The 20,753-nt window shown below is 71.2% G+C and carries 22 protein-coding genes and 2 tRNA genes; 19 read left to right on the plus strand and 5 right to left on the minus strand.

The genetic code is table 11. The features are described from left to right. The 8 genes from RBH18_RS34955 to RBH18_RS34990 all read left to right on the plus strand — a co-directional run. On the plus strand, nucleotides 1–473 hold a 473-nt coding region (locus RBH18_RS34955; protein ID WP_306214768.1), incomplete at its 5' end, for a DNA gyrase C-terminal beta-propeller domain-containing protein. 3 nt (nucleotides 474–476) lie between these two features. Beyond that, nucleotides 477–1,352 (plus strand): DUF3566 domain-containing protein, encoded by an 876-nt coding sequence (locus RBH18_RS34960; protein WP_306214769.1) that lies wholly within the window; start codon nucleotides 477–479, stop codon nucleotides 1,350–1,352. A gap of 497 nt (nucleotides 1,353–1,849) precedes the next feature. After that, a tRNA-Ile gene (locus tag RBH18_RS34965) sits at nucleotides 1,850–1,926 on the plus strand. A gap of 37 nt (nucleotides 1,927–1,963) precedes the next feature. Next, complete coding sequence (locus RBH18_RS34970; RefSeq protein WP_306214770.1) at nucleotides 1,964–2,092, plus strand: DLW-39 family protein; 129 nt, start codon at nucleotides 1,964–1,966, stop codon at nucleotides 2,090–2,092. Between the two features lie 13 nt (nucleotides 2,093–2,105). Further along, a tRNA-Ala gene (locus tag RBH18_RS34975) sits at nucleotides 2,106–2,178 on the plus strand. Nucleotides 2,179–2,536: 358 nt separating this feature from the next. Continuing rightward, entirely contained in the window at nucleotides 2,537–3,079 is a 543-nt protein-coding gene (locus RBH18_RS34980) for a GNAT family N-acetyltransferase (RefSeq protein WP_306214771.1), read from the plus strand. Nucleotides 3,080–3,196: 117 nt separating this feature from the next. Further along, nucleotides 3,197–4,471, plus strand: a complete 1,275-nt coding sequence (locus tag RBH18_RS34985; RefSeq protein WP_306214772.1) for a class I SAM-dependent methyltransferase — start codon at nucleotides 3,197–3,199, stop codon at nucleotides 4,469–4,471. A 70-nt stretch (nucleotides 4,472–4,541) separates the two neighbouring features. Next, entirely contained in the window at nucleotides 4,542–4,943 is a 402-nt protein-coding gene (locus RBH18_RS34990) for an NUDIX domain-containing protein (protein WP_306214773.1), read from the plus strand. 25 nt (nucleotides 4,944–4,968) lie between these two features. Here RBH18_RS34990 and RBH18_RS34995 read toward each other — a convergent pair whose 3' ends face one another. Continuing rightward, the gene (locus RBH18_RS34995; RefSeq protein ID WP_306214774.1) at nucleotides 4,969–5,595 is read right to left on the minus strand and encodes a hypothetical protein; all 627 of its coding nucleotides are present in this window, start codon (nucleotides 5,593–5,595) and stop codon (nucleotides 4,969–4,971) included. A gap of 108 nt (nucleotides 5,596–5,703) precedes the next feature. Between RBH18_RS34995 and RBH18_RS35000 the strand changes: the two genes are divergently transcribed. After that, complete coding sequence (locus tag RBH18_RS35000; protein WP_306214775.1) at nucleotides 5,704–6,264, plus strand: YbaK/EbsC family protein; 561 nt, start codon at nucleotides 5,704–5,706, stop codon at nucleotides 6,262–6,264. A gap of 36 nt (nucleotides 6,265–6,300) precedes the next feature. Here the strand turns inward: RBH18_RS35000 and RBH18_RS35005 are convergent, their stop codons facing one another. From RBH18_RS35005 to RBH18_RS35020, 4 genes are all read right to left on the minus strand, one after another. After that, entirely contained in the window at nucleotides 6,301–6,942 is a 642-nt protein-coding gene (locus RBH18_RS35005; RefSeq protein ID WP_306214776.1) for a DsbA family oxidoreductase, read from the minus strand. After that, nucleotides 6,939–7,385: a SufE family protein gene (locus RBH18_RS35010; RefSeq protein ID WP_306214777.1), complete on the minus strand. Its 447-nt coding sequence runs from the start codon at nucleotides 7,383–7,385 to the stop codon at nucleotides 6,939–6,941. Before RBH18_RS35010 ends, RBH18_RS35005 begins: the two co-directional genes overlap by 4 nt. Nucleotides 7,386–7,475: 90 nt before the next feature. Continuing rightward, entirely contained in the window at nucleotides 7,476–7,868 is a 393-nt protein-coding gene (locus RBH18_RS35015) for a CBS domain-containing protein (RefSeq protein ID WP_306214778.1), read from the minus strand. Between the two features lie 180 nt (nucleotides 7,869–8,048). Continuing rightward, complete coding sequence (locus tag RBH18_RS35020) at nucleotides 8,049–9,779, minus strand: proline--tRNA ligase (protein WP_306214779.1); 1,731 nt, start codon at nucleotides 9,777–9,779, stop codon at nucleotides 8,049–8,051. A 158-nt stretch (nucleotides 9,780–9,937) separates the two neighbouring features. On the opposite strand from RBH18_RS35020, the gene RBH18_RS35025 reads away from it, so the two are divergent. The 10 genes from RBH18_RS35025 to RBH18_RS35070 all read left to right on the plus strand — a co-directional run. Then, nucleotides 9,938–10,711: an SGNH/GDSL hydrolase family protein gene (locus tag RBH18_RS35025; RefSeq protein WP_306214780.1), complete on the plus strand. Its 774-nt coding sequence runs from the start codon at nucleotides 9,938–9,940 to the stop codon at nucleotides 10,709–10,711. Nucleotides 10,712–10,716: 5 nt separating this feature from the next. Beyond that, on the plus strand, nucleotides 10,717–11,616 hold the full coding sequence (locus tag RBH18_RS35030) for a sulfurtransferase (RefSeq protein ID WP_306214781.1): 900 nt from the start codon (nucleotides 10,717–10,719) through the stop codon (nucleotides 11,614–11,616). A gap of 595 nt (nucleotides 11,617–12,211) precedes the next feature. After that, on the plus strand, nucleotides 12,212–12,745 hold the full coding sequence (locus RBH18_RS35035; RefSeq protein WP_306214782.1) for a VanZ family protein: 534 nt from the start codon (nucleotides 12,212–12,214) through the stop codon (nucleotides 12,743–12,745). 33 nt (nucleotides 12,746–12,778) lie between these two features. Further along, entirely contained in the window at nucleotides 12,779–13,393 is a 615-nt protein-coding gene (locus RBH18_RS35040) for a TetR/AcrR family transcriptional regulator (RefSeq protein ID WP_306214783.1), read from the plus strand. A 13-nt stretch (nucleotides 13,394–13,406) separates the two neighbouring features. Further along, complete coding sequence (locus tag RBH18_RS35045; protein WP_306214784.1) at nucleotides 13,407–14,741, plus strand: acetyl-CoA carboxylase biotin carboxylase subunit; 1,335 nt, start codon at nucleotides 13,407–13,409, stop codon at nucleotides 14,739–14,741. A 4-nt stretch (nucleotides 14,742–14,745) separates the two neighbouring features. Further along, nucleotides 14,746–15,630: a hydroxymethylglutaryl-CoA lyase gene (locus RBH18_RS35050; RefSeq protein ID WP_306214785.1), complete on the plus strand. Its 885-nt coding sequence runs from the start codon at nucleotides 14,746–14,748 to the stop codon at nucleotides 15,628–15,630. A gap of 69 nt (nucleotides 15,631–15,699) precedes the next feature. Then, a complete protein-coding gene (locus RBH18_RS35055) occupies nucleotides 15,700–16,812 on the plus strand; it encodes a hypothetical protein (RefSeq protein WP_306214786.1) in 1,113 nt (370 codons plus the stop codon). Between the two features lie 243 nt (nucleotides 16,813–17,055). Then, the gene (locus tag RBH18_RS35060) at nucleotides 17,056–18,297 is read left to right on the plus strand and encodes a chaplin family protein (RefSeq protein ID WP_306214787.1); all 1,242 of its coding nucleotides are present in this window, start codon (nucleotides 17,056–17,058) and stop codon (nucleotides 18,295–18,297) included. A gap of 289 nt (nucleotides 18,298–18,586) precedes the next feature. After that, the gene (locus tag RBH18_RS35065) at nucleotides 18,587–20,113 is read left to right on the plus strand and encodes an acyl-CoA carboxylase subunit beta (RefSeq protein ID WP_306214788.1); all 1,527 of its coding nucleotides are present in this window, start codon (nucleotides 18,587–18,589) and stop codon (nucleotides 20,111–20,113) included. 14 nt (nucleotides 20,114–20,127) lie between these two features. Beyond that, the coding region (locus tag RBH18_RS35070) for an acyl-CoA dehydrogenase family protein (protein WP_306214789.1) at nucleotides 20,128–20,753 on the plus strand (626 nt) is incomplete at its 3' end.

Below are 20,753 nucleotides of genomic sequence, written 5' to 3' on the forward strand. Positions count from 1 at the left end.
TGCTCCTGGTGTCGAAGAAGGCCCAGGCCATCCGCTTCAACGCGACCGACGAGGCGCTGCGGCCGATGGGACGGGCGACCTCCGGTGTGATCGGCATGCGCTTCGGCGAGGCCGACGAGCTCCTCGCGATGGAGGTGGTTCGCGAGGGCATGGACGTTTTGGTGGCCACCAACGGCGGGTATGCGAAGCGGACGCCGATCGAGGAGTATCCCGTCCAGGGGCGGGGAGGTAAGGGCGTGCTGACCGCCAAGATCACCGAACGACGCGGTGGTCTGGTCGGGGCGCTGGTCATCGACCCGGAGGACGAGCTGTTTGCCATCACCAGCAATGGTGGTGTCATTCGGACTCCCGTGAAGCCTGTACGGCGCACGCGGGATCGGAACACAATGGGGGTCAAGCTGATGGACCTCCCAGAAGGTGTAACCATCGTGGCGCTTGCTCGCAATGCCGACGAGCCTGACGAACAGGACTAGTTGATGCCGGAGACACAGGCGAAGTCGGGAGGTCCGGGGGCCTCGGCGACTCCCGCCGGCGCGGAGCCGAAGAAAGACGGCGCCGCACCGAGCGGACGGGAGTCCGCGGGCCGGGCGACGGTCCCCGCCGATGCGCCGTCCCCGCCGAAGTTCACGCGCGCGCCGGGCATGGCCCCGCCGCCGGGTGAGCCGTCAGCCGACGGCGACGGCAAGGCCGACGCCAAACGACCGGGCACCCCGGTGAAGGGATCGGCCTCGGTGGGCTCCGCCTCCGTGCCGATCGTCACCAAGGGCAGCAGCGGCAAGCCCGCGGCGGCTCAGGCCGGCCGGGCCAACGTCACCCCGCCGCCGGCGAACCCCGTCACGGCGCCTCAGCGCCCCGCGACGGGCTCGAAGCCGGGCCAGGGTGGCCAGGCCGGGGGTTCCGCCGCGGTCGGTGCCGCACGGGTCTCTGAGGCCGTGCGGTCGGCGCGCTCGACGGTCTCGTCGGCGGCCGGGCGCGGGCCACGACGGGCCCGGCTCAACCTCAAGCGGATCGACCCCTGGTCCGTGATGAAGTTCGCCTTCGCCGTCTCCGTCGTCCTGTTCATCGTGGTCGTCGTGGCCACGTCGGTGCTCTACCTGGCCCTCGACGCCATGGGCGTCTGGGGCGAGGTCAACAACAGCCTCCAGACCCTGGTGAACGCCAGCGGCGGCGACAATGCCGAACCGAGCGGCGGCTTCCGCATCACCGCCTGGGGCGTCATCGGCACGTCGATGCTGGTCGGCGCGGTCAACGTGGTGCTCTTCACCGCGCTGGCCACGCTGGGCGCCTTCATCTACAACGTGTGCGCCGACCTGGTCGGCGGCGTCGAGCTGACGCTGGCCGAGCGGGACTGACGCACGGCTCGATCGTTCCTCCGTCCTGATGCCGGCGGGAACGAGCTGACTGTCGCGGGAAGCGGCCGCCATGCCCCTTGTCGGGGTGTGGCGGCCGCTTTCTCGTATTCGGCCCGTGGCTGGCGTTCCTCCGTCGCCTCGCGCATGAGTTCTCCGCACCCGGGCCCGTGTTGTCCCTGCACCTGCCGTCTCCGGACGTGTCTCCTCGTCGCGCCTCTCGCCGGCGTCGTCTCCGGACGCCGCGGGCAGATCAACGGCTCTTCGCGCGCATGCGTGACGGGCCTCACGGAGAAGGGTGGCCCGGGGGCGTGAATCGCTTGGACGAGCGTTCGAGGCAGACGGTAACCTGGTCTCCGCCGGTTCCCGGAAGCGGCCGACCAGCGGGATTTCCGTCCCGTCGGGAGGCGGCCACCCGGGGCTCGGGGGAGCGGCCCGCCCGACGACCCCCGATTTGGGAGCCGCCCGGCGGGTGCGGTAACCTTCGGTGTCGCTGATGCGGGGCTATAGCTCAGTCGGTTAGAGCGCAGAGCTGATAACTCTGAGGTCGCTGGTTCGATTCCAGCTAGCCCCACCAAGCACGTCTCCCACCGCACATCGTAAGGGGACCGGCCATGCTGAAGAAGCTGCTGATCGTTGCCGGGCTCGCCGGAGCAGCCGCCCTGGTCGTGAAGAAGGTCAAGGCCTCCAGCGACGAGCGCGCCCTCTGGCACGAGGCCACCACCGCCCCTGACCTGCGCTGACCAGCACCGTCGCGGGGCCCTAGCTCAACTGGCAGAGCACCGCCTTTGCAAGGCGGGGGTTAGGGGTTCAAGTCCCCTGGGCTCCACAAAAGTCGCCCGAGCTCCACAGCATTCGGATGGCCTCTGGCCGCGGCAACCGCGGACCGGGGCCATTTCTGTATTCGCCGGCTTCGGTTCCGGCGTCGGCTTCCGCTCTCGCTTCGGCTTCGGCTCCCGCTTAGGCTCCCGCTTAGGCTCCCGTTCCGACTCCGACTCCGACTCCGACTCCGGCTCCGGCTCCGGCTCCGGCTCCGAGCGCCCGGGTGTCGAGGCCGATCTGCGCAGGCGTGCCGGGCGCACCACTTGCACCGCCGTCGCCCGCGCGCCCGCCGACTCCCTGAACCACCGCCAAGGCGAACGTTCGTCGGGCAGTCGACGGGGGCCGCGAAACGATAGGCTGCGGCCGTGTTCGCTATCGATCTCGGTGATGGTGCCCAGCTCCGACCGTTGGAGCCTTGGCAGGTGGAAGAGTTCTTCGCGCACATGGAACGGGCGCGGGAGACCGTCGATCCGTGGATCCCGTGGGCGTCGGTCAGCGAGGACCTGGAGTCGGCGCGAAACACCCTGCAGCGGTACGCCGACAAGCAGGCCGCCGACACCGCCCGGCTCTTCGGCATCTGGCTCGACGGCGTCCTGGTCGGCGGCACGATGTTCGTGGCGTTCGACGTGAAGTCCGGGGTGTGCGAGATCGGCGTCTGGCTGGAGCCCGCCGGCCGTGGCCGTGGCCTGATCACCCGCGCCGCCCGGAAGCTGATCGACTACGCGTTCCTCGAGCGCGGCATGTTCCGGGTCGAGTGGATCTGCCGGCCGGACAACCAGGCGAGCAGCAACGTGGCGAAGCGGCTCGGGATGACTCTCGACGGGGTGCTGCGCGGGAATTACGTACACAAGGGTGTGCGCTACGACTCCGAGGTCTGGGCCGTCACCGCGCCGGAATGGGGCAGCTGAGGCCGGTGTGACGCGGAGAGCGTCTGCTCCGTCACAAAGATCATTGCGTCACTTCACGAGTGAAGCTCCCCGGGTGGATATTTAGCGGTACTAACCACCTTTCCCCGGGGGGGTGCTATGACCACCGCAACCAAGCTGATCGACCTGCTGGAGAGCCTGCTCCAGGCGCCGCTGCCCGTCCGGCTGCGCGCCTGGGACGGCTCGGAGGCCGGTCCGCCGGACGCCCCGGTGCTCGTCGTCCGGCACCGCCGCGCGCTGCGCCGGCTGATGTGGCAGCCGACCGAGCTGGGACTCGCCCGGGCGTACGTGTCCGGAGATCTCGACGTCGAGGGTGACCTCTACGATGCCCTCCGCCGGCTCGCGACGCTGATCTGGGGCAGTGGGCCGGACGCGCGCGCCCTGCCCAAGGCCTCCGTGATCGCGGACCTGGTCCGCCTCGGCGTCGTCGGACCGCAGCCCCGCCCGCCGGCGGAGGAGATCGCGATGGAGGGCACGCGGCACAGCAAGCGCCGCGACCGGCAGGCGATCAGCCACCACTACGACGTGAGCAACGACTTCTACCGGATCGTGCTCGGCGAGAGCATGGTCTACTCGTGCGCCTACTGGACCGAGGACAGCCCCGGGTACGGCCTCGCCGACGCCCAGCGCGACAAGCTCGACCTCATCTGCCGCAAGCTGGAGCTGAAGCCCGGAATGCGGCTGCTCGACGTCGGGTGCGGCTGGGGGAGTCTGGCTCTGCACGCCGCCCGTGAGTACGGCGTCGACGTGGTCGGCATCACACTCTCCACCGAGCAGGCCGACTACGCGCGGAAGCAGATTGCCGAGGCGGGGCTCACGGCCCACGTCGAGATCCGGGTGCAGGACTATCGCGACGTGGAGGACGGCCCGTTCGACGCGATCTCCAGCGTGGGGATGGCGGAGCATGTGGGCACCGGCCCGTACGCGGACTATGCCGCCATCCTCTTCCGCCTGCTCAAGCCGGGCGGCCGCCTGCTCAACCACCAGATCGCCGCGCTGCACCCGGAGCCGGCCCCGGCTCGCAAGCAGCGGTCGTTCATCGACGCGTACGTCTTCCCCGACGGCGAGCTGGCTCCCGTCGGCACCACGGCGGCCCTGCTGGAAGAGGCCGGATTCGAGGTACGCGATCTGCAGGCGCTGCGCGAGCACTACGCGCGTACGCTCCGGGCCTGGGTCGCGAATCTGGAGCGCGACTGGTCGACCGCCGTGAGCCTCACCACGCCGGGGCGAGCCCGCGTGTGGCGGCTTTACATGGCCGCGTCGGCGATCGCGTTCGAGCAGGCCAGGATCGGTGTCAATCAGATCCTGTGCGTGAAGACGCGACGCGACGGAACGAGTGACATGGCTCCCACCCGAGCGGGGTGGCTGGCTTGACGCGAGCCGTTCGCACGCGCGTACCCGTTCCGTTGCGCATTCACAGCGTTCTTGTGAGTAGCCTTCACTCGTGAATGGACGGAGACGAGCAGCTGCCATCATCCTTCGTGATCGGCGGGTGCTGATGGTGCACGAGCGCAGCCGGCGCGAGGGCAGCCGGGAGTGGTGGACGCTGCCCGGCGGCGGCATCGACCCCGGCGAGACCCCCGAGGATGCCGTACGCCGCGAGGTGCTGGAAGAGGTCGGACTCGTCGTCAAGGAGGCGCGGTACGTGCAGGACGTGCAGTACCCGTCGGGGCTCACGTCGGTGTTCCTCTGCACCGTCGGCGACGAGGAACCGCAGCTCGGCCCGCATCTGGGCGGCCCGGAGCCGGTCGGGATCGACTGGGTGCCGCTGCCGGACCTCAAGCCGGGCGACGCCACGCTGGTGGCCGTGCCGCCGATGATCGTGGCGTTCCCGTTGCCGGAGTGACGGCTCGGACCGACTCCACGGGCACCTAGCCGGCGGTCTCCTGAGCGGCCGGTGCGGGCGCGGTTTCCCGGGCGGCCACCGCGAGCTCGGTTTCCCGGACGGCCGGTGCGGGCGCCTTCCCCTGAGTAGCCGGTGCGCCTTCCTGGGCGGCGGGCGGGGCGGGCTTGACCTCGGTCGTCACGTGCGCGGCCGGCGCCTGTGGGTGGGCGAGGTCGGTCGAACCGGGCGTGCCGTAAGCGCCCGACGAGGTGGTAGCGGGCGTGCCGTAAGCGCCCGATGAGGTGGTAGCGGGCGTGCCGTCGGCGATCGTGCGGCAGCGTTCGACGACGAAGTAGGCGCAGCTCACGGCGTACCCGAGGGCGAGCATGAGGCCGACGGCCCGGACCGATGCGGGCGCCACGGCCAGCAGCGTCGCGATGAGCGCGCCGCTCGACCAGCTCGCGAGCAGGGCGGTGTTGACCGTGTCCTGCCTTGCCCAGCCGTCGACGTTGCGGCGGCGCGCCTGCCGGCGGATCTCGGTCAGGAGCGCGTGGCTCATGCCGACGGTGAGCATGCCCAGGAGCACGGTGGCGAAGACGGAGTGTGCGCCGCCGGCGACGGCCGCGACGGCGGTGCCCCCGGCGAGCAGGGCGAGTCCGCTGACCGTGCCCACGCGCGCGCTTCGTCTTTCCCTCACATCTCATGACAGTCGGCAAGATCCGGCCCGGTCTGAGGGGCCAGCGGGTGACTCGATTGGTTACCGCGCGGGAATCGGGGGAGGATGACGGACGTGTTCGGATCCTTGAAGCTGGAACCCGCGATCAGCCGGCTCGACCTCCTCGCCCCGCCCGTGGCCGCGGCCCTGCAGGTGTGGCCGGCAGAGGCCCCGATCGACGGCGATCAGGTGATGGTCGCGCCGATCGACGCCGAGCTCGCCGACACGGCGGCCTTCTGCGACGCGTACGACGTGGGCCTCGAAGAGTCGGCGAACTGTGTGATCGTCGCGGGCAAGCGCGGCGAGGTCACGCGGTATGCGGCCTGTGTCGTTCTCGCGACCACCCGGGCCGACGTCAACGGCATCGTGCGGCGGCACCTCGACGCGCGGAAGGCCAGCTTCGCCCCGATGGACGAGGCGGTCCGGCTGAGCGGCATGGAGTACGGGGGGATCACGCCGATCGGCCTCCCCAAGGACTGGCCGGTGCTGGTGGACTCGCGCGTGATCGCCACGCCGCACGTGATCATCGGGTCGGGCCTGCGGGGGAGCAAGATCGCGATCGCCGGGCCGGCGTTGGGGGCGTTGCCCGGGGCGGAAGTGATCGAGGGTCTCGCCCGCGAGGCCTAGAGAGCGGCCGTTGTCGATGTTGTTTCACGTGGAACGTCATCGAGCGGTGTCGACGGCCTCCCGGCGCATGATCTCCTCCAGGGCCGAGCGCAGGACCGGCGTCTCCTGCGCGCCCTGGACCACGTACTTCCGATCGATCACGAAGGTCGGCACGCTGGTAATGGCGAGTTCGCGCGCCTCGGCGAGGTCGGCGTTCACCGCTTCCGTTCCGGCCGGGGAGGCGAGGTAGGCGAGCGCCGCCGCCTCGTCCAGCCCGATCGAGCCCGCGAGCCGCGCGAGCTCGACGTGCGAGCCGACGTCGACGCCCTGCTCGAAGTGCGCGCGCTGCAGCGTCTCGACCATCAGCAGCTGCAGGTCCTGCCCGGCCGCCCACGCGACGAGCCGGTGCGCGTCGAAGGTGTTGGCGGCGATGGCCCGGTCGAAGTCCAGGACCAGCCCGTCGGCCGCGGCCAGCTCGGTCACCTGCGAGAGCAGCTGCCCGGCCCGGTCGGCGTCCCCCAACTTGGCGGCCATGGCGGCCCGCAGGGGGGCTCCAGGTGGGACGGGCGCGGGATCCAGCTGGTACGCCCGGCAGGTCACGGTCACCTCACCGGGCAACTCGCGCAGCACCGTCTCCAGCCGATGCTTGCCCAGGTAGCACCACGGGCAGACCACGTCGAACCAGAGCTCGATGTTCACGCCCGGGGCTCCGCGCCGGTCTCCTGGTCGCGGATCTGGCGCTTGAGCCGGGCCAGGATGGCCGTCCCGCCGCGGATGCGCAGCGGGCTGATCGCCGTGGCGAGGCCCATCCTGCCGTACAGGTCGTCGGGGACCGCGAGAATCTCCGCCGCCTTCGCGCCCTCGAGCCCCTCGGCGAGGATGCCGGCGAAGGCGCGGGTGGTCGGCGCCTCGGGTGGGCAGTCGAACCAGGTCTGCACGGTGTCGTCGTCGCGCACCTCCGCCCGCAGGAAGAACTGCGTCTGACACTCGGGCACCTGCTCCATGCCCTCGTGGCCGCGCAGCTCCTCCGGCAGCGGGGGCACGGCGTCGGAGAACTCCAGCAGCATCTCGAGCACCACCTCGCGCGGGGCGGAGGTGAACTCATCGACGATCTCGGCCAGCTTCGGCGGCATGTCGCTCACGTGGGAGACCCTACGTCGCCGCGGCCGTCGCGGCCCGTCTTCCCGGCGGCCGGCGTGATCTTGATCCGTCGAGCGCCGTCCCGAGCCGGCTCAGGCGGAGGCGGTGGACGGTGCCAGGGCAATGTCGCTGAGGCTCAGGATGCCGACGACCTTGCGATCGGCGTCGCAGACGAGTAGCCGCCGGACGCCCCGCTCCCGCATCGCCTGCACGGCCTCCTCCACAGTGGCCGCCTGCTCCACCATGATCAACTCGTGCGAGGCGATCGACGCCAGGGTGGTGGTGTGTGGCGGCAGCCCCTCGGCGACCGCCCGCACCACGATGTCCCGATCGGTCACCATGCCGGACATGGTCGGCCCGTGGGTCACCACGACATCACCGATGCCCTGGTCGCGCATGGCCTGGGCCGCCTCGTCGAGCGTCGTCTCGTCCGGGAGGTAGACGACCCGCCGGGTCATCACGTCCGCCACCGCTGTCCTGCCCATGGCCGTCACCTCCCGTTTCCGAGCCCGCCCCGACGGTGGGGCGGTACCCGGCTCCTTCATCGATTACACCGCGCCCGCTCGCTGTCGCCCAACGTGGAACCGATCGGGCGATTCCCGGCGCTCCCCACAGTGGGACGCCGGGTCAACCCTCGCGGCCCGGCCCGGCGCAGACACCTCCGGTCAGGCCTTCACCCCCAGGGCGCCGGCGACCTCGGAAAGCCGCACGTCCCGGCGCTCCCCGGTGCGCCGGTCACGGATCTCGGCGTAGCCCTCGCCCAGCCGGCGCCCGACCACGACGGCACGCGGGATGCCGATCAGCTCGGCGTCGGTGAACTTGACCCCGGCGGACAGCTGCTGCCGGTCGTCCACCAGCACGCGCAGCCCGGCGGCGGCCAGCTCCTCCGCCAGCGCGACGGCGGCGGCGATCTGTCCGTCCTTGCCCGCGCCGATCACGTGCACGTCGGCGGGCGCCACCTCGGCGGGCCAGACCAGGCCTCGCTCGTCGTGGTGCTGCTCGGCCACCGCGGCGACCGCCCGGGAGATGCCGATGCCGTAGCACCCCATCGTCGGGCGCACGGGCTTGCCGTCGGCGCCCAGCACATCGACCTTGAAGACGTCCGTGTAGCGCTGCCCCAGCCGGAAGATGTGCGCCAGCTCGATGCCGCGCCGCATCGTGAGCGTGCCCTCGCCGCACTGGGGGCAGGGGTCACCGGCTCGCACCTCGGCCGCCTCGATCGTGCCGTCGGGGGTGAAATCGCGGCCGGCCACCACGGAGGTCGCGTGCCGGCCGGGCTCGTTCGCCCCGGTCAGCCAGGCGCTGCCCGGCACCACGCGGGGATCGGCGAGGTAGCGGATCGTGATCCCCTGCGGCCCGATGTAGCCCCGGACCAGGTCGGGTCGCGAGGCGAAGTCGTCGAACATGCTGACCGTGGCGGGCGCGACGGCCGCCTCGAGCCGTTTGAGATCCACCTCGCGGTCGCCGGGCACCCCGACGGCCACCACCTCGTCCTCCTTGCCGGGGTGGTGCAGCGTCAGGACGACGTTCTTGAGCGTGTCGGCGGCCGTCCAGTCGGTGCGGCCCTCGAGCGCGCGGGCGTTGGCCAGCTCGACGAGCGAAGCGATCGTGGGCGTCTCCAGGGTGTCGTGCACGGTCAGCGGCCGGTGCTCGCGCTTCTCCGTTGCGGGCACCGGCGTGACGACCGCCTCGGTGTTGGCGGCGTAGTCGCAGGCCGTGCAGCCGACGAACGTGTCCTCGCCCACGTCGGCGATCGCGAGGAACTCCTCGGAGGCCGAGCCGCCCATCGCCCCGGACATGGCCGCCACCACGGCATGGTCGAGGCCCAGCCGCTCGAAGACGCGCTGATAGGCCGCGCGAAGCCGGGCGTACGCCGCGGTGAGCCCCTCCTCCGTGAGGTCGAACGAGTAGGCGTCCTTCATCAGGAACTCGCGGCCGCGCAGCAGCCCGGCCCGGGGCCTGGCCTCGTCGCGGAACTTCGTCTGCACCTGGAAGAGCACGAGCGGGAAGTCTCGATAGGAGCTGGTCATGTCCTGCACGAGCAGGGTGAACATCTCCTCGTGAGTGGGCGCGAGCAGGTGGTCGGCGCCGCGCCTGTCGCGCAGCGTGAAGATCTCGTCGCCATACTCCGTCCAGCGGCCGCTCGTCTCATAGGGCTCGCGGGGCAGCAACGCGGGGAAGGCGACCTCCTGACCCCCGACGGCGGCCATCTCCTCGCGGACGATCGCGGTGATCCGGTCGAGCACCAGCTTGCCGAGCGGCAGCCACGTGAATCCGCCCGGCGCCGCGCGACGGATGTAACCGGCCCGGAGCAGCAGCCGATGGCTCGGCACCTCCGCCTCGGCCGGCTCCTCGCGCAGGGTCTTGAGCAGCATGGTGGACATTCGCTTCAGCATGGGGGCGATCCTAGGAGCCTTCGCCGACCGGAACACCCGGTTATCCACAGGATCCCTGCGCTATACAGATTGTCGCCATAATCACGGTGCCCTCCGCGCCCGTGCAGTGGAAAACTGCGAGTGACTTAAACGTGAGGGGACGTTCAGGGAGGGTGGCCATGACCTGGAAGAACTTCGTGGCGATGGGGGACAGCTTCACCGAGGGGCTCAACGACGACTATCCCGACGGCACCTACCGCGGCTGGGCCGATCTGGTCGCCGCGCGCCTGGCCGTCGAGGCCGGACCCGATTTCGGGTACGCGAACCTCGCCGTCCGCGGCAAGCTGCTGGAGCAGGTGCTCGCCGACCAGCTGGAGCCGGCGCTCGCCATGCGGCCGAGTCTCGTGAGCTTCGCGGCCGGCGGCAACGACGTGCTGCGGCCCAAGGTCGACCCGGTGTCGCTCGTCCGCCGCATCGACCCGGTGATCGGGCGGCTGCGCGAGGCCGGCGCCGACGTGATCCTGTTCCGGTTCGCCGACGTCACTGCCCACCTGCCGGGGCAGCGCATCATGGGTCCCCGCGCCGCGGTGCTCAACGACGGCGCGACCGAGCTGGCCGCCAAGCACGGCGCCTATGTGATCGATCTCTTCGCCGACGACGCCTTCCACAACCCGGCGCTGTGGAGCTCCGACCGCCTGCACCTCTCCGCCGCGGGCCATCGCCGTGTCGCGGGTCACGTGCTCAACGCGCTCGGCGTCGGCGTCCAGGAGGACTGGTTGCTCGTTCCCCCGATGCCCGCCCCGACGCCGTGGCTGCTGGCGCGCCGCGCGGATCTGCGCTGGGCCGGTCAGCACCTCGCGCCGTGGATCCGGCGGCGGCTCACCGGGGCGTCGTCCGGCGATGTGGTTGCGGCAAAGCGCCCCGAGCTGGGGCCGATCGACGCGATAGCGTGAGTGTCATGTCCGTTGCGAACGATCCGGCACCCGCCCTGCAGGCCTACGCCCACCCCGACAAGCTGGTCACGACCGAGTGGCTCGCCGCCAACCTGGGCACGCCCGGCCTGGTGGTCGTCGAGTCGGACGAGGACGTGCTGCTCTACGACACCGGGCACATCCCGGGCGCGGTCAAGGTCGACTGGCACCTCGAGCTCAACGACCAGACCACCCGCGACTACCTCGACCCCGAGCAGTTCGCGGCGCTGTGCGAGGCCAAGGGCATCGGCCGGGACGACACGATCGTGTTCTACGGCGACAACTTCAACTGGTGGGCGGCGTACGCCCTCTGGGTCTTCAGCCTCTTCGGCCACCGCGACGTCCGGCTGCTCGACGGCGGCCGGCAGAAGTGGGCGGCCGAGGGCCGGGAGCTCACCCGCGACAAGACGGTCCGCGAGAAGGCCGACTATCCGGTGCCGGTCCGCGACGACGCGCAGCTGCGCGCCTTCCGTGACGAGGTGATGCAGCACACCGCCGGCGGCCGTCCCCTCGTCGACGTCCGATCCCCGCAGGAATACACCGGTGAGCTGACCCACATGGCCGCCTATCCCCAGGAGGGCGCCCTACGCGGCGGTCACATCCCCGGCGCGGTCAGCAAGCCGTGGAAGTCGGCGGCCAACGAGGACGGCACGTTCAAGCCGGCCGACGAGCTCACGAAGATCTACCGGGACGAGCTCGGCCTCGGCCAGGAGGACGACATCATCGCCTACTGCCGCATCGGTGAGCGGTCGAGCCACACCTGGTTCGTGCTGCAGCACCTGCTGGGTTACCCGCACGTCCGCAACTACGACGGCTCGTGGACGGAGTGGGGCAACCTGGTCCGCGCGCCCATCGCCCGCGGCTCGGAGCCGGGCAGCCTGAGCTGAGCATCCCGGCGCGACCGCCTGACCCACCGTGGCTGGACCTTGCTTCGTCCAGGGCCCCTCGCCCGCCGCACCGCTGATCTTCGACGCCGCCCGGCCGGTCCGGGCGGCGTCGTCCGTCGTGAACGACATCCGCGATCCGCAGCGGTAGTCCTTATGTGAGAGGAAAGCGGAGAACAGCTCTCCGGCCGCTGCGCCGACGCCGCGATCCAAGACACCTTCCTCGCCATCTGGCGCAACGCCCGTGCCGGTCTGCCCAGTGATGCCGGTCCCGGCGCTCTGCCGCTGGGCGACATGGCCGCCGAGGCGCTGGTCTGCTGCCTGTCCGGCCCTGCGGGGGCTGCCGTCGCCGCCCGCTACGGGCCCGGTCTCAGCCTCGCGATCGCCGGGCCCGCGGCTCAGGCGGTGCTGGTGAGCGGCAGCCGGGCGACATGTCTCCGTGGCTGCTGCCCTCGGCGCCGCGCTGGGAGGCCGGGCACGACGGGTGGCGCCTTGCGGCCGTCGCGGTGGTGGTGCTTGCGGTCGCCAACCGGGAGCCACGGTTCCGGACGAGGGCACGGGCGGAGGCGGTTGCTCATGCCTCGTAGATTGCGGCGTCATGGGGGCTGCCTGGCGCGACCACGGAATGACGGTGCTCTACGCGGTCCTGGTGCTGCCGGTGCTCGGGGTGGTGGCGTACCGGTGGCGCCGGCGCGGGACGTCCCGGCGCAATGCCCTCGCGGAGATCGGCCTCGTGGCGGGGACGCTGCCGTGGCTGGTCATGCTCTTCACCCCGCAGCCGGCCGGCCGCTCGCTGCAACTTGTGCCGCTGCGGGACCTGCTGTCCTGGGGCTCGCCCGGGTTCGGCACGGCGCTCGCCCAGACGGTCGGCAACCTGCTGGTCCTCGCGGCGCTGGGGTTCTTCGCCCCGATCCGGTCGGCCGCGATGACCTCGCTGACCCGGGTGCTGGCCGTGGCGGCCGCGTCGGCCGTGGTGATCGAGGCGCTGCAGTGGCTGCTGATGATCGGGCGCGTCTCCAGCATCGACGACGTGCTGGTCAACACCCTCGGGGCGGGTCTGGCGGCGCTGTCGTCCCGCCGCTGGTGGCGAGCCCCGGAGAGGCCGCCGTCCCGCATCCTGAACGCTCGTTAAGCCAGGACCTTGACGGCGGGTTAGAGTGGCCCGGTGACGGTAGATCAGCAGCAGCCGGTCGGTGCACCCGCCCCCCGGCGGCGTTCCCGGCGGGACGAGATCCTCGAGATAGCGGTCGGTCTCTTCGCCGCCAAGGGATATCACGGTGTGTCGATGGACGACATCGGCTCGGCGGCCGGGGTGACCGGGCCCGCGCTCTATCACCACTTCGCGGGCAAGGAGGCCATGCTGGTGGCCGCGCTCATCCCGGTGAGCGAGGGGCTGCTGCACGGCGGCAAGGAGCGCGTCGGCCGGCACCCCGAGGACGCGCATGCCGCCCTCACGGACCTGATCGAGTTCCACGTCGAGTTCGCGCTGGCCAACCCGGCCGTCATCGCCCTGCACCTGCACGAGCTCGCCCGGCTGCCGGAGGAGCCCCGGCGCCAGATCCGGCGCCTGCAGCGGCTCTACGTCGAGGAATGGGTGAACGTGCTGGCGGCGCTGCGGCCCGAGCTGGACGCCTCCGAGGCGCGCGTGCTCGCGCATTCGGCGTTCGGCCTGATGAACTCGACGCCCTTCCTCGGCGGGGAGGTCGACCGGCACCGCCGGGCCGCCCTGCTTCGTGAAGCCACCGTTTTTGCTCTTGTCGGTCGAATCGGTCAAAAATAGGGAAAGGGCGCCAATGATCGAGTCGCTCCTCGTTGCCAACCGGGGTGAGATCGCCCGCCGGATCATCCGGACCGCACGGCGCCTGAATGTCCGGGCGATCGCCGTGCACTCCGAGGCCGACGCCGACCTGCCCTTCGTCGCCGAGGCCGACGAGGCCGTGTGCGTGGGCCCGGCCAACCCGGCGCAGAGCTATCGCAACACCGACGCGATCCTGGCCGCCGCCAAGTCCACCGGCGCCCAGGCGATCCACCCGGGCTACGGATTCCTGAGTGAGAACGCCGAGTTCGCCCGGGCCGTCGAGGCGAACGGCCTGGTCTGGGTCGGCCCGGACGCCGACGCGATCACGGCGATGGGCGACAAGATCAACGCGCGCAACCTGATGGCGGCGGCCGGCGTGCCGGTGGCCCCGGGCACGCAGGAGCCGGCCGCGGACGCGGAGGCAGCGGTCGCCGCGGCCACGACGATCGGCTATCCCGTCATGGTGAAGGCGGCTGCCGGCGGTGGCGGGATGGGCATGGCAGTCGCCGCCGACGAAGCCACCCTGCGCAGTGAGTACGACAAGGTTCGCGCGTTCGCCGAGCGCATGTTCGGCGACGGCGCCGTGCTGATCGAGCGCTACTTCCCCCGCGTACGGCATGTCGAGGTGCAGATCCTCGGCCTGGCCGACGGCCGCGTGATCGCGCTGAGCGAGCGGGAGTGCTCGGTGCAGCGCCGCAACCAGAAGCTCCTGGAGGAGGCGCCGAGCCCCGCGGTCGGCCCCGAGCTGCGGGCCCGTCTGCTGGCGGCCGCGGTGCAGGCGGGCGAGGCAGTCCGCTACCGCAACGCCGGCACGGTCGAGTGCCTGCTCGACCCGGCGACCGGCGAGTTCTTCTTCCTCGAGATGAACACGCGGCTGCAGGTCGAGCACCCGATCACCGAGCTGATCCACGGGATCGACCTGGTCGAGCAGCAGCTGAGGATCGCGTCGGGGCTGGCGCCCACCTTCGACGTCACCCGCCCGACCAGCGGCCACGCCATCGAGCTGCGCGTCAACGCGGAGGACCCCAAGCGTTTCCTGCCCGGGCCCGGCAAGGTCGCGACCTGGGTCGAGCCGTCCGGCGAGGGCGTGCGCGTCGACGCGGGCTACGGCCCCGGCACCACGGTCACGCCGTTCTACGACTCGCTGCTGGCAAAGCTCATCGTCACCGGGGCCGACCGGGAGGAGGCGATCGCCCGGGCCCGCGAGGCGGTGGCCGGCTTCGCGATTGCCGGCCCCAAGAACAACCTGCCGTTCTTCACCGAGCTTCTGGAGAATCCCGAGTTCCTGTCGGGCGACTACGACACGGGCATCGTGGCCCGGATGAGGTGACGTCATGACCCCCGAACCGGTGAGCATCCGTGAAGTGGCGCCCCGGGACGGCCTGCAGAACGAGGACCCGATCCCGGCCGACGACAAGGTCCGGCTGCTCGACGCCCTGTCACGCACCGGGGTCCGGCGGGTCGAGGCGGTGTCGTTCGTCCACCCCAAGGCGATCCCGCAGATGGCCGACGCGGACGAGGTCTGGGCCCGCGCCTGGCACAACCCGGACGTCCGCTACTCGGCCCTCGTCCCGAACACGCGCGGCGCGCAGCGCGCCCTGGCGGCCGGCTTCCGCGAGATCGAGGTCGTGGTCTCGGCCAGCGACACCCACAACCGCCGCAATCTCAACCGGTCGACCGCGGAGTCGCTCGACGACATCGCCGGCCTCATCCCGCTCGTCCACGAGGCCGGGGCGACCGTCGAGGTGATCGTGGCGACCAGCTTCGGCTGCCCGTTCGAGGGTGACATCGCGCCGGAGCGGGTGGCGTCCATCGTGGAGCGGGTGCGGGCCGGCGGCGCCGATCGCATCGCCTTCGGCGACACCACCGGCATGGCGACGCCCCGGCGCGTCCGCGACCTGCTCGCCGAGGTGCGCCCGGACCTGCTGCACTTCCACGACACGCGCGGCACCGGCCTGGCGAACGTGCTGACGGCGTACGAGCTCGGGATCCGCGAGTTCGACGCGAGTGTCGGGGGCCTCGGCGGCTGTCCCTACGCGCCCGGCGCCACGGGCAACATCGCCACGGAGGAAGTCGTGCACATGCTCGAGGACATGGGCATCGCCACGGGCGTGGATCTCACCGCACTGATCGCGGTTGCCGCCGCCGCCGAAAAGATGGTCGGCCGGACGCTGCCTTCCGGAGTTCTGCGCGCCGGACCGCGTACACAATTGGTGTGAGCCTTTCGCTCTCGGAATTTTGCATTTGTGCGCGTGACCCCCTCTTGCCCGCATCGTTACCAATACCGAGTGGCCGATCGAATGGTCACCGGGGTACGAGCCGACGACGAGGGGCGGGACCACATGACGGGCAGGGAGGTCGAGCGCACAGCGCGCCCGGCGCACCGGCCGTCGTCCGGTCCGGCCGATGACTCCACGCCCATGCCGCCCCACAGCCAGGGGGCGGAGCGGCGGGCGGAGCGCCGAAGCGGGCGTACGGGATCCCGATGGGGTCTGCGCGCGCTGGTCGTCGGAGGTCTCGCCGGCGCGGCCTGGCTCCTCTCCGGAGCCGCCGCACACGCCGCGGACCAGGATCTCGTGCCCGACGTGCTCTCGGCCGGCCAGCCGGTCCTCGGCGCCGTCGCGCACGGTGCCGAGTCGCGTGACAACGGCATCGAGCACGATGCCGCGTCGCACGATGCCAGGACGCGCACCGACGGCATCCTCCCAGTGGTGCACCGAGTGCTCAGCGCAGCCGGCGATCCGAAGGGGACGCCGGTGGAGCTGGTCCGGGTGGCCGACCACGGTCTCGACGCGGTGGCGGAGGTCCCGCAGGGGATCGTGCCCCTCGCGGACGATGCCGGCAAGCATCACATCGTCCGGGACCTGACCGCCCCTGATCGCCTTACCGGCGAGGCGGCGGACCCCCGGCCCGTCGCCCCGGCGACGACGCCGGTGACCGAGCAGCCGCGCACCGCGGCAGCGCCGGCGCCGGCAGCGTCCCCGAGCGGCGACAGCGATCCGGAACCGCAGGTCGCGCCCGTTTCCGTACCGTCGGAAGCGAGTGTCGTCCCGGTGCCGGTCACGCCCGCGACCGTCCTGCACAAGGACGAAGCCCGGGCGAAGGTGGGAAAGACCGTGCTCCGGCCCGGACGCACCGGCGACAGCGTCGCCGTGGCCGAGCAGGACACGGTCCGCGACACACCCGGTGGTGATGGACCCGCACCGCTGCGGGCGCGCCTCGGGGCAGCGAGTGGTCTCCCGGCCGCAGGGTCGGGAACCGCGACGGACGGTGGCACCTCCGCGGCCGTCCTCCCGGCAACGGTCGCCGGCGGCACGACCGCTTCCCAGCGGCTGCCGATCACGACCGATGTCGAAGCCCGGCGGCACGACGCCGAGGCACCGACCGTCTCACCTGACTAGTGACATCCCCCGGGCAGGTCGCATCAGTGCCTGCCTTCGAAAAACCCGCGATCGTCGATTCCTGAAACCGTTTGCGCACAAGCGGCGAATCAATCCGGCGCGGGTCGTCACATCCACCGGCGCACGGCGCCGCCGGAGTCAGGGCAATTACTCACAGAGCCAGGGCACCGCTGCGCCCGAAGCGCCATTCAAATTGAATACGCGACTCACCGTAGAAATCATTTTCGAAAGGCTTTTCCTCGCATGAAGACGTGGGCTCGTAAGACTCTGAGCATCGGTGTCCTGGCCGCTGGTGCCCTGCTGCTGGCGCCGGCCGCCGCGCAGGCCGACGACAGCCAGACCGCGGTTGCCAACCACGGCATCCTGAGCGGCAACAACACCGTCATCGACCTGATGATCCCGGTCAACATCGCCGGCAACGGCATCGGTGTGGCGGGTGAGGGCCAGGGCGCCGGGTCCTCCGCCAACTACCTGACCGAGAGCGGCAAGCGCGGCGACCGGGGTGGCAACGGCACCCGCCAGGTCTCGGCGTTCAACCGGGGCATCGGCTCGGGCAACAACACGTACGTCCCGGTCCAGCTGCCGATCAACATCGTCGGCAACGGCGTGGGCGTGCTCGGCTACGGCGAGGGCCGGGGTGCCGCCGCCAACCACCTCCGCGAGAGCGGCAAGGTCACCGAGGGCGGCCACAACGACCGTGACCGCCGTGGCGGCCGTGGTGGCGACCAGGTCGCCGCCGGCAACGGTGGGGTCCTGAGCGGCAACAACACCAGCGTTCCGGTCACCGCGCCGATCAACATCTGCGGCAACGGCGTCGGCATCCTGGGCTTCGGCGACGGCCGGGGCGCGTGCGCCAACTACGTCGAGGGCGCCGGCAACGGCCGCCAGGTGTCCGCGGGCAACCGGGGCATCGGCTCGGGCAACAACACCTCGATCCCGGTCTTCGCGCCGATCAACGTCAACGGCAACGCCGTCGGCAACGGCGAGGGCCGAGGCGCGGGCAAGAACGACATCGAGAACGGCCGCCGGGGCAACGGTGGCGACCGCGACCAGCTGAGCGTCGGCAACCGCGGCATCCTGAGCGGCAACAACACCAGCGTTCCGATCACCGCGCCGATCAACATCTGCGGCAACGGCATCGGCCTGCTGGGCTACGGCGAGGGCGCCGGCTCCTGCCTGAACGACCTCGACGGCGACCGTGGCGGCCGGGGCGGCCGTGACTGGGACAACGACGGCCGGGGCAACGGTGGCCACGGGCACCACGGCAACGGTGGCAACAAGGGCGACGACGACAACGACGGCGACCACGGCCACGGTGACGGCAACTACGGCGGCAAGGACGACGACGACGTCCTGGGCGACGGTGGCACGCAGGGTGGCGGCAAGTACGGCGACTCGCAGCGCGAGAAGAAGGCCGAGTCCTCCGCGCTCGAGGGCCTGACCCAGAACATCACCAACGCCGGCGGCAGCCTGCTCTCCAAGTAAGACCACACCGCCTGCTCGACAGGCCGGATGTCAGCCCGCCCGGGGACGCGAGTCGCCGGGCGGGTCGCAGGCCGGGTCGCGCCGGTCCCGGGCGTGACCCGAGCGGCGCCGCGAGGCGTCGTGCAGTGCAGGTCCGGTGCTCCTCCACGGCACCGGCGGCAAATGGAACGGGAGTCCCCGCAGCCTGCGGGGGCTCCCGTTCGCGCTTTCCCGCCCGCCTCCGATGCGCTAACCTAACGGTCGTTCAGGTTTAACGAGCGTTCAGGTTGGCTGGTGGCGAGGGGGTCACGTGGCACTCGACGAGGAAGCGCTGGCGCAGGCGCGCAAGCGTGCGGTCGCCGGCGGCGCGGAGAGATATCACGCGGCGAACGCGGCCAAGGGCAAGCTCTTCGCCCGCGAGCGCATCGCGCTGCTCGTCGACGAGGGCTCCTTCGTCGAGGACGGGATCTTCGCCAACGCGCTGGCCGACGGGCTCCCGGCCGACGGCGTCGTCACGGGCACGGCCACGATCGACGGGCGCCGCGTGTGCCTGATGGCCAATGACTCGACCGTCAAGGCGGGCTCCTGGGGCGCGCGTACGGTCGAGAAGATCATCCGCATCATCGAGCGCGCGTACGCGACGGCCGTACCCATGGTCTATCTGGTCGATTCCGCCGGCGCGCGCATCACCGACCAGGTCGACCTGTTCCCGGGCCGCCGTGGTGCGGGCAAGATCTTCCACACCCAGGTCCGGGCCTCCGGCTCGATCCCCCAGGTCTGCGCGCTGTTCGGCCCGTCGGCCGCCGGGGGCGCCTACATCCCGGCGTTCTGCGACGTCGTCGCCATGGTCGAAGGCAACGCCAGCATGTACCTCGGCTCGGACCGCATGGTCGAAATGGTCACCGGCGAGAAGACGACGCTCGAGGCCATGGGCGGCGCCCGGGTGCACTGCGCCGAGTCGGGCGTGGGCCACTTCCTGTGCAAGACCGAGCAGGACGCGCTCGACACCGTCCGCACGTACCTGTCGTATCTGCCGTCGAACTACCGCGACGAGCCGCCGGCCGCCGAAGCCCGCGACGCGGCCACAGTGGATCTCGGAGCGCTGGTGCCGGCGAGCGAGCGGCAGGCGTTCGACATGCGCCGCTACATCAAGGGGCTCGTCGACCAGGGATCCTTCTTCGAGATCCAGGCGCTGTGGGCCAAGGAGCTGACCATCGGCTTCGCCCGGCTCGGCGGCGAGGTCGTCGGGGTGCTCGGCAACAACTCGATGTTCAAGGGCGGCGTCCTCTTCGTGGACTCCGCCGACAAGGGGACCCGCTTCGTGCAGCTCTGCGACGCCTTCAACGTGCCGCTGCTGTTCCTCTCCGACGTGCCCGGCTTCATGGTCGGCTCGGCGGTCGAGAAGCAGGGGATCATCCGGCACGGCGCCAAGATGATCAGCGCCGTCTCCGAGGCCACGGTGCCGAAGATCTGCGTGGTGGTGCGCAAGGCGTACGGTGCCGGGCTCTACGCCATGGCCGGGCCCGGCTTCGACCCGGAGGCCACGATCGCGCTGCCCACGGCGAAGATCGCGGTGATGGGGGCCGAGGCCGCGGTCAACGCCGTCTACGCCAACAAGATCGCGGCGCTGCCCGAGGCCGGGCGGGACGCCTTCGTGGCCGCACGCCGCGCCGAGTACGAGCAGGACATCGACATTCTCCGCCTGGCCGGCGAGCTCGTGGTCGACACCGTGGTCGAACCGGCCGACCTGCGGGACGAGCTGATCCGGCGGTACGCCGCCGCGCGTGGCAAGGATCGCACCTTCTCCCGGCGCCGGCACGGCGTCACACCCGTCTAGTCAAGGAGCCAGCCATGGTCGACTTCCGGCTCAGCGAGGAGCAGGAGGCGCTGCGGGAGAGCGTGCGCGACTTCGCCCGCGAGCAGGTCGCTCCGGTCATCGCCGAGCACTACGAGCGCGAGACGTTCCCCTACGACCTGATCCGCCAGATGGGCAAGATGGGCCTTTTCGGACTGCCCTTCCCCGAGGAGCACGGCGGCATGGGCGGCGACTACTTCGCGCTCGGCATCGCGCTCGAGGAGCTGGCCCGGATCGACAGCAGCGTCGCGATCACCCTCGAGGCGGCGGTCTCGCTGGGTGCCATGCCGATCTACCGCTTCGGTACGCCGGAGCAGCAGCAACGCTGGCTCCCCCAGCTCGCGAGCGGGGAGTCCCTCGCGGCGTTCGGCCTCACCGAGCCGGGGGCGGGCTCGGACGCCGGCGGCACGACCACGCGCGCGGTCCTCGACGAGTCCACCGGCGAGTGGGTGATCAATGGCACCAAGGCGTTCATCACGAACTCCGGCACCGACCTGACGTGCCTGGTCACCGTGATGGCCGTGACGGGCACCCGGGCGGACGGCGGCAAGGAGCTGTCCACGATTATCGTGCCGTCCGGCACACCCGGGTTCACCGTGGCGCCCGCGTACTCCAAGGTCGG

The sequence above is a fragment of the Actinoplanes oryzae genome, assembly GCF_030757795.1.
Taxonomy (GTDB): domain Bacteria; phylum Actinomycetota; class Actinomycetes; order Mycobacteriales; family Micromonosporaceae; genus Actinoplanes.

Coding starts and splice junctions, on each gene's coding strand:
- RBH18_RS34960 (WP_306214769.1), top strand. CDS start 477: ATGCCGGAGACACAGGCGAAGTCGGGAGGTCCGGGGGCCTCGGCGACT.
- RBH18_RS34970 (WP_306214770.1), top strand. CDS start 1,964: ATGCTGAAGAAGCTGCTGATCGTTGCCGGGCTCGCCGGAGCAGCCGCC.
- RBH18_RS34985 (WP_306214772.1), top strand. CDS start 3,197: ATGACCACCGCAACCAAGCTGATCGACCTGCTGGAGAGCCTGCTCCAG.
- RBH18_RS35000 (WP_306214775.1), top strand. CDS start 5,704: ATGACGGACGTGTTCGGATCCTTGAAGCTGGAACCCGCGATCAGCCGG.
- RBH18_RS35015 (WP_306214778.1), bottom strand. CDS start 7,868: ATGGGCAGGACAGCGGTGGCGGACGTGATGACCCGGCGGGTCGTCTAC.
- RBH18_RS35020 (WP_306214779.1), bottom strand. CDS start 9,779: ATGCTGAAGCGAATGTCCACCATGCTGCTCAAGACCCTGCGCGAGGAG.
- RBH18_RS35025 (WP_306214780.1), top strand. CDS start 9,938: ATGACCTGGAAGAACTTCGTGGCGATGGGGGACAGCTTCACCGAGGGG.
- RBH18_RS35030 (WP_306214781.1), top strand. CDS start 10,717: ATGTCCGTTGCGAACGATCCGGCACCCGCCCTGCAGGCCTACGCCCAC.
- RBH18_RS35035 (WP_306214782.1), top strand. CDS start 12,212: ATGGGGGCTGCCTGGCGCGACCACGGAATGACGGTGCTCTACGCGGTC.
- RBH18_RS35045 (WP_306214784.1), top strand. CDS start 13,407: ATGATCGAGTCGCTCCTCGTTGCCAACCGGGGTGAGATCGCCCGCCGG.
- RBH18_RS35050 (WP_306214785.1), top strand. CDS start 14,746: ATGACCCCCGAACCGGTGAGCATCCGTGAAGTGGCGCCCCGGGACGGC.
- RBH18_RS35060 (WP_306214787.1), top strand. CDS start 17,056: ATGAAGACGTGGGCTCGTAAGACTCTGAGCATCGGTGTCCTGGCCGCT.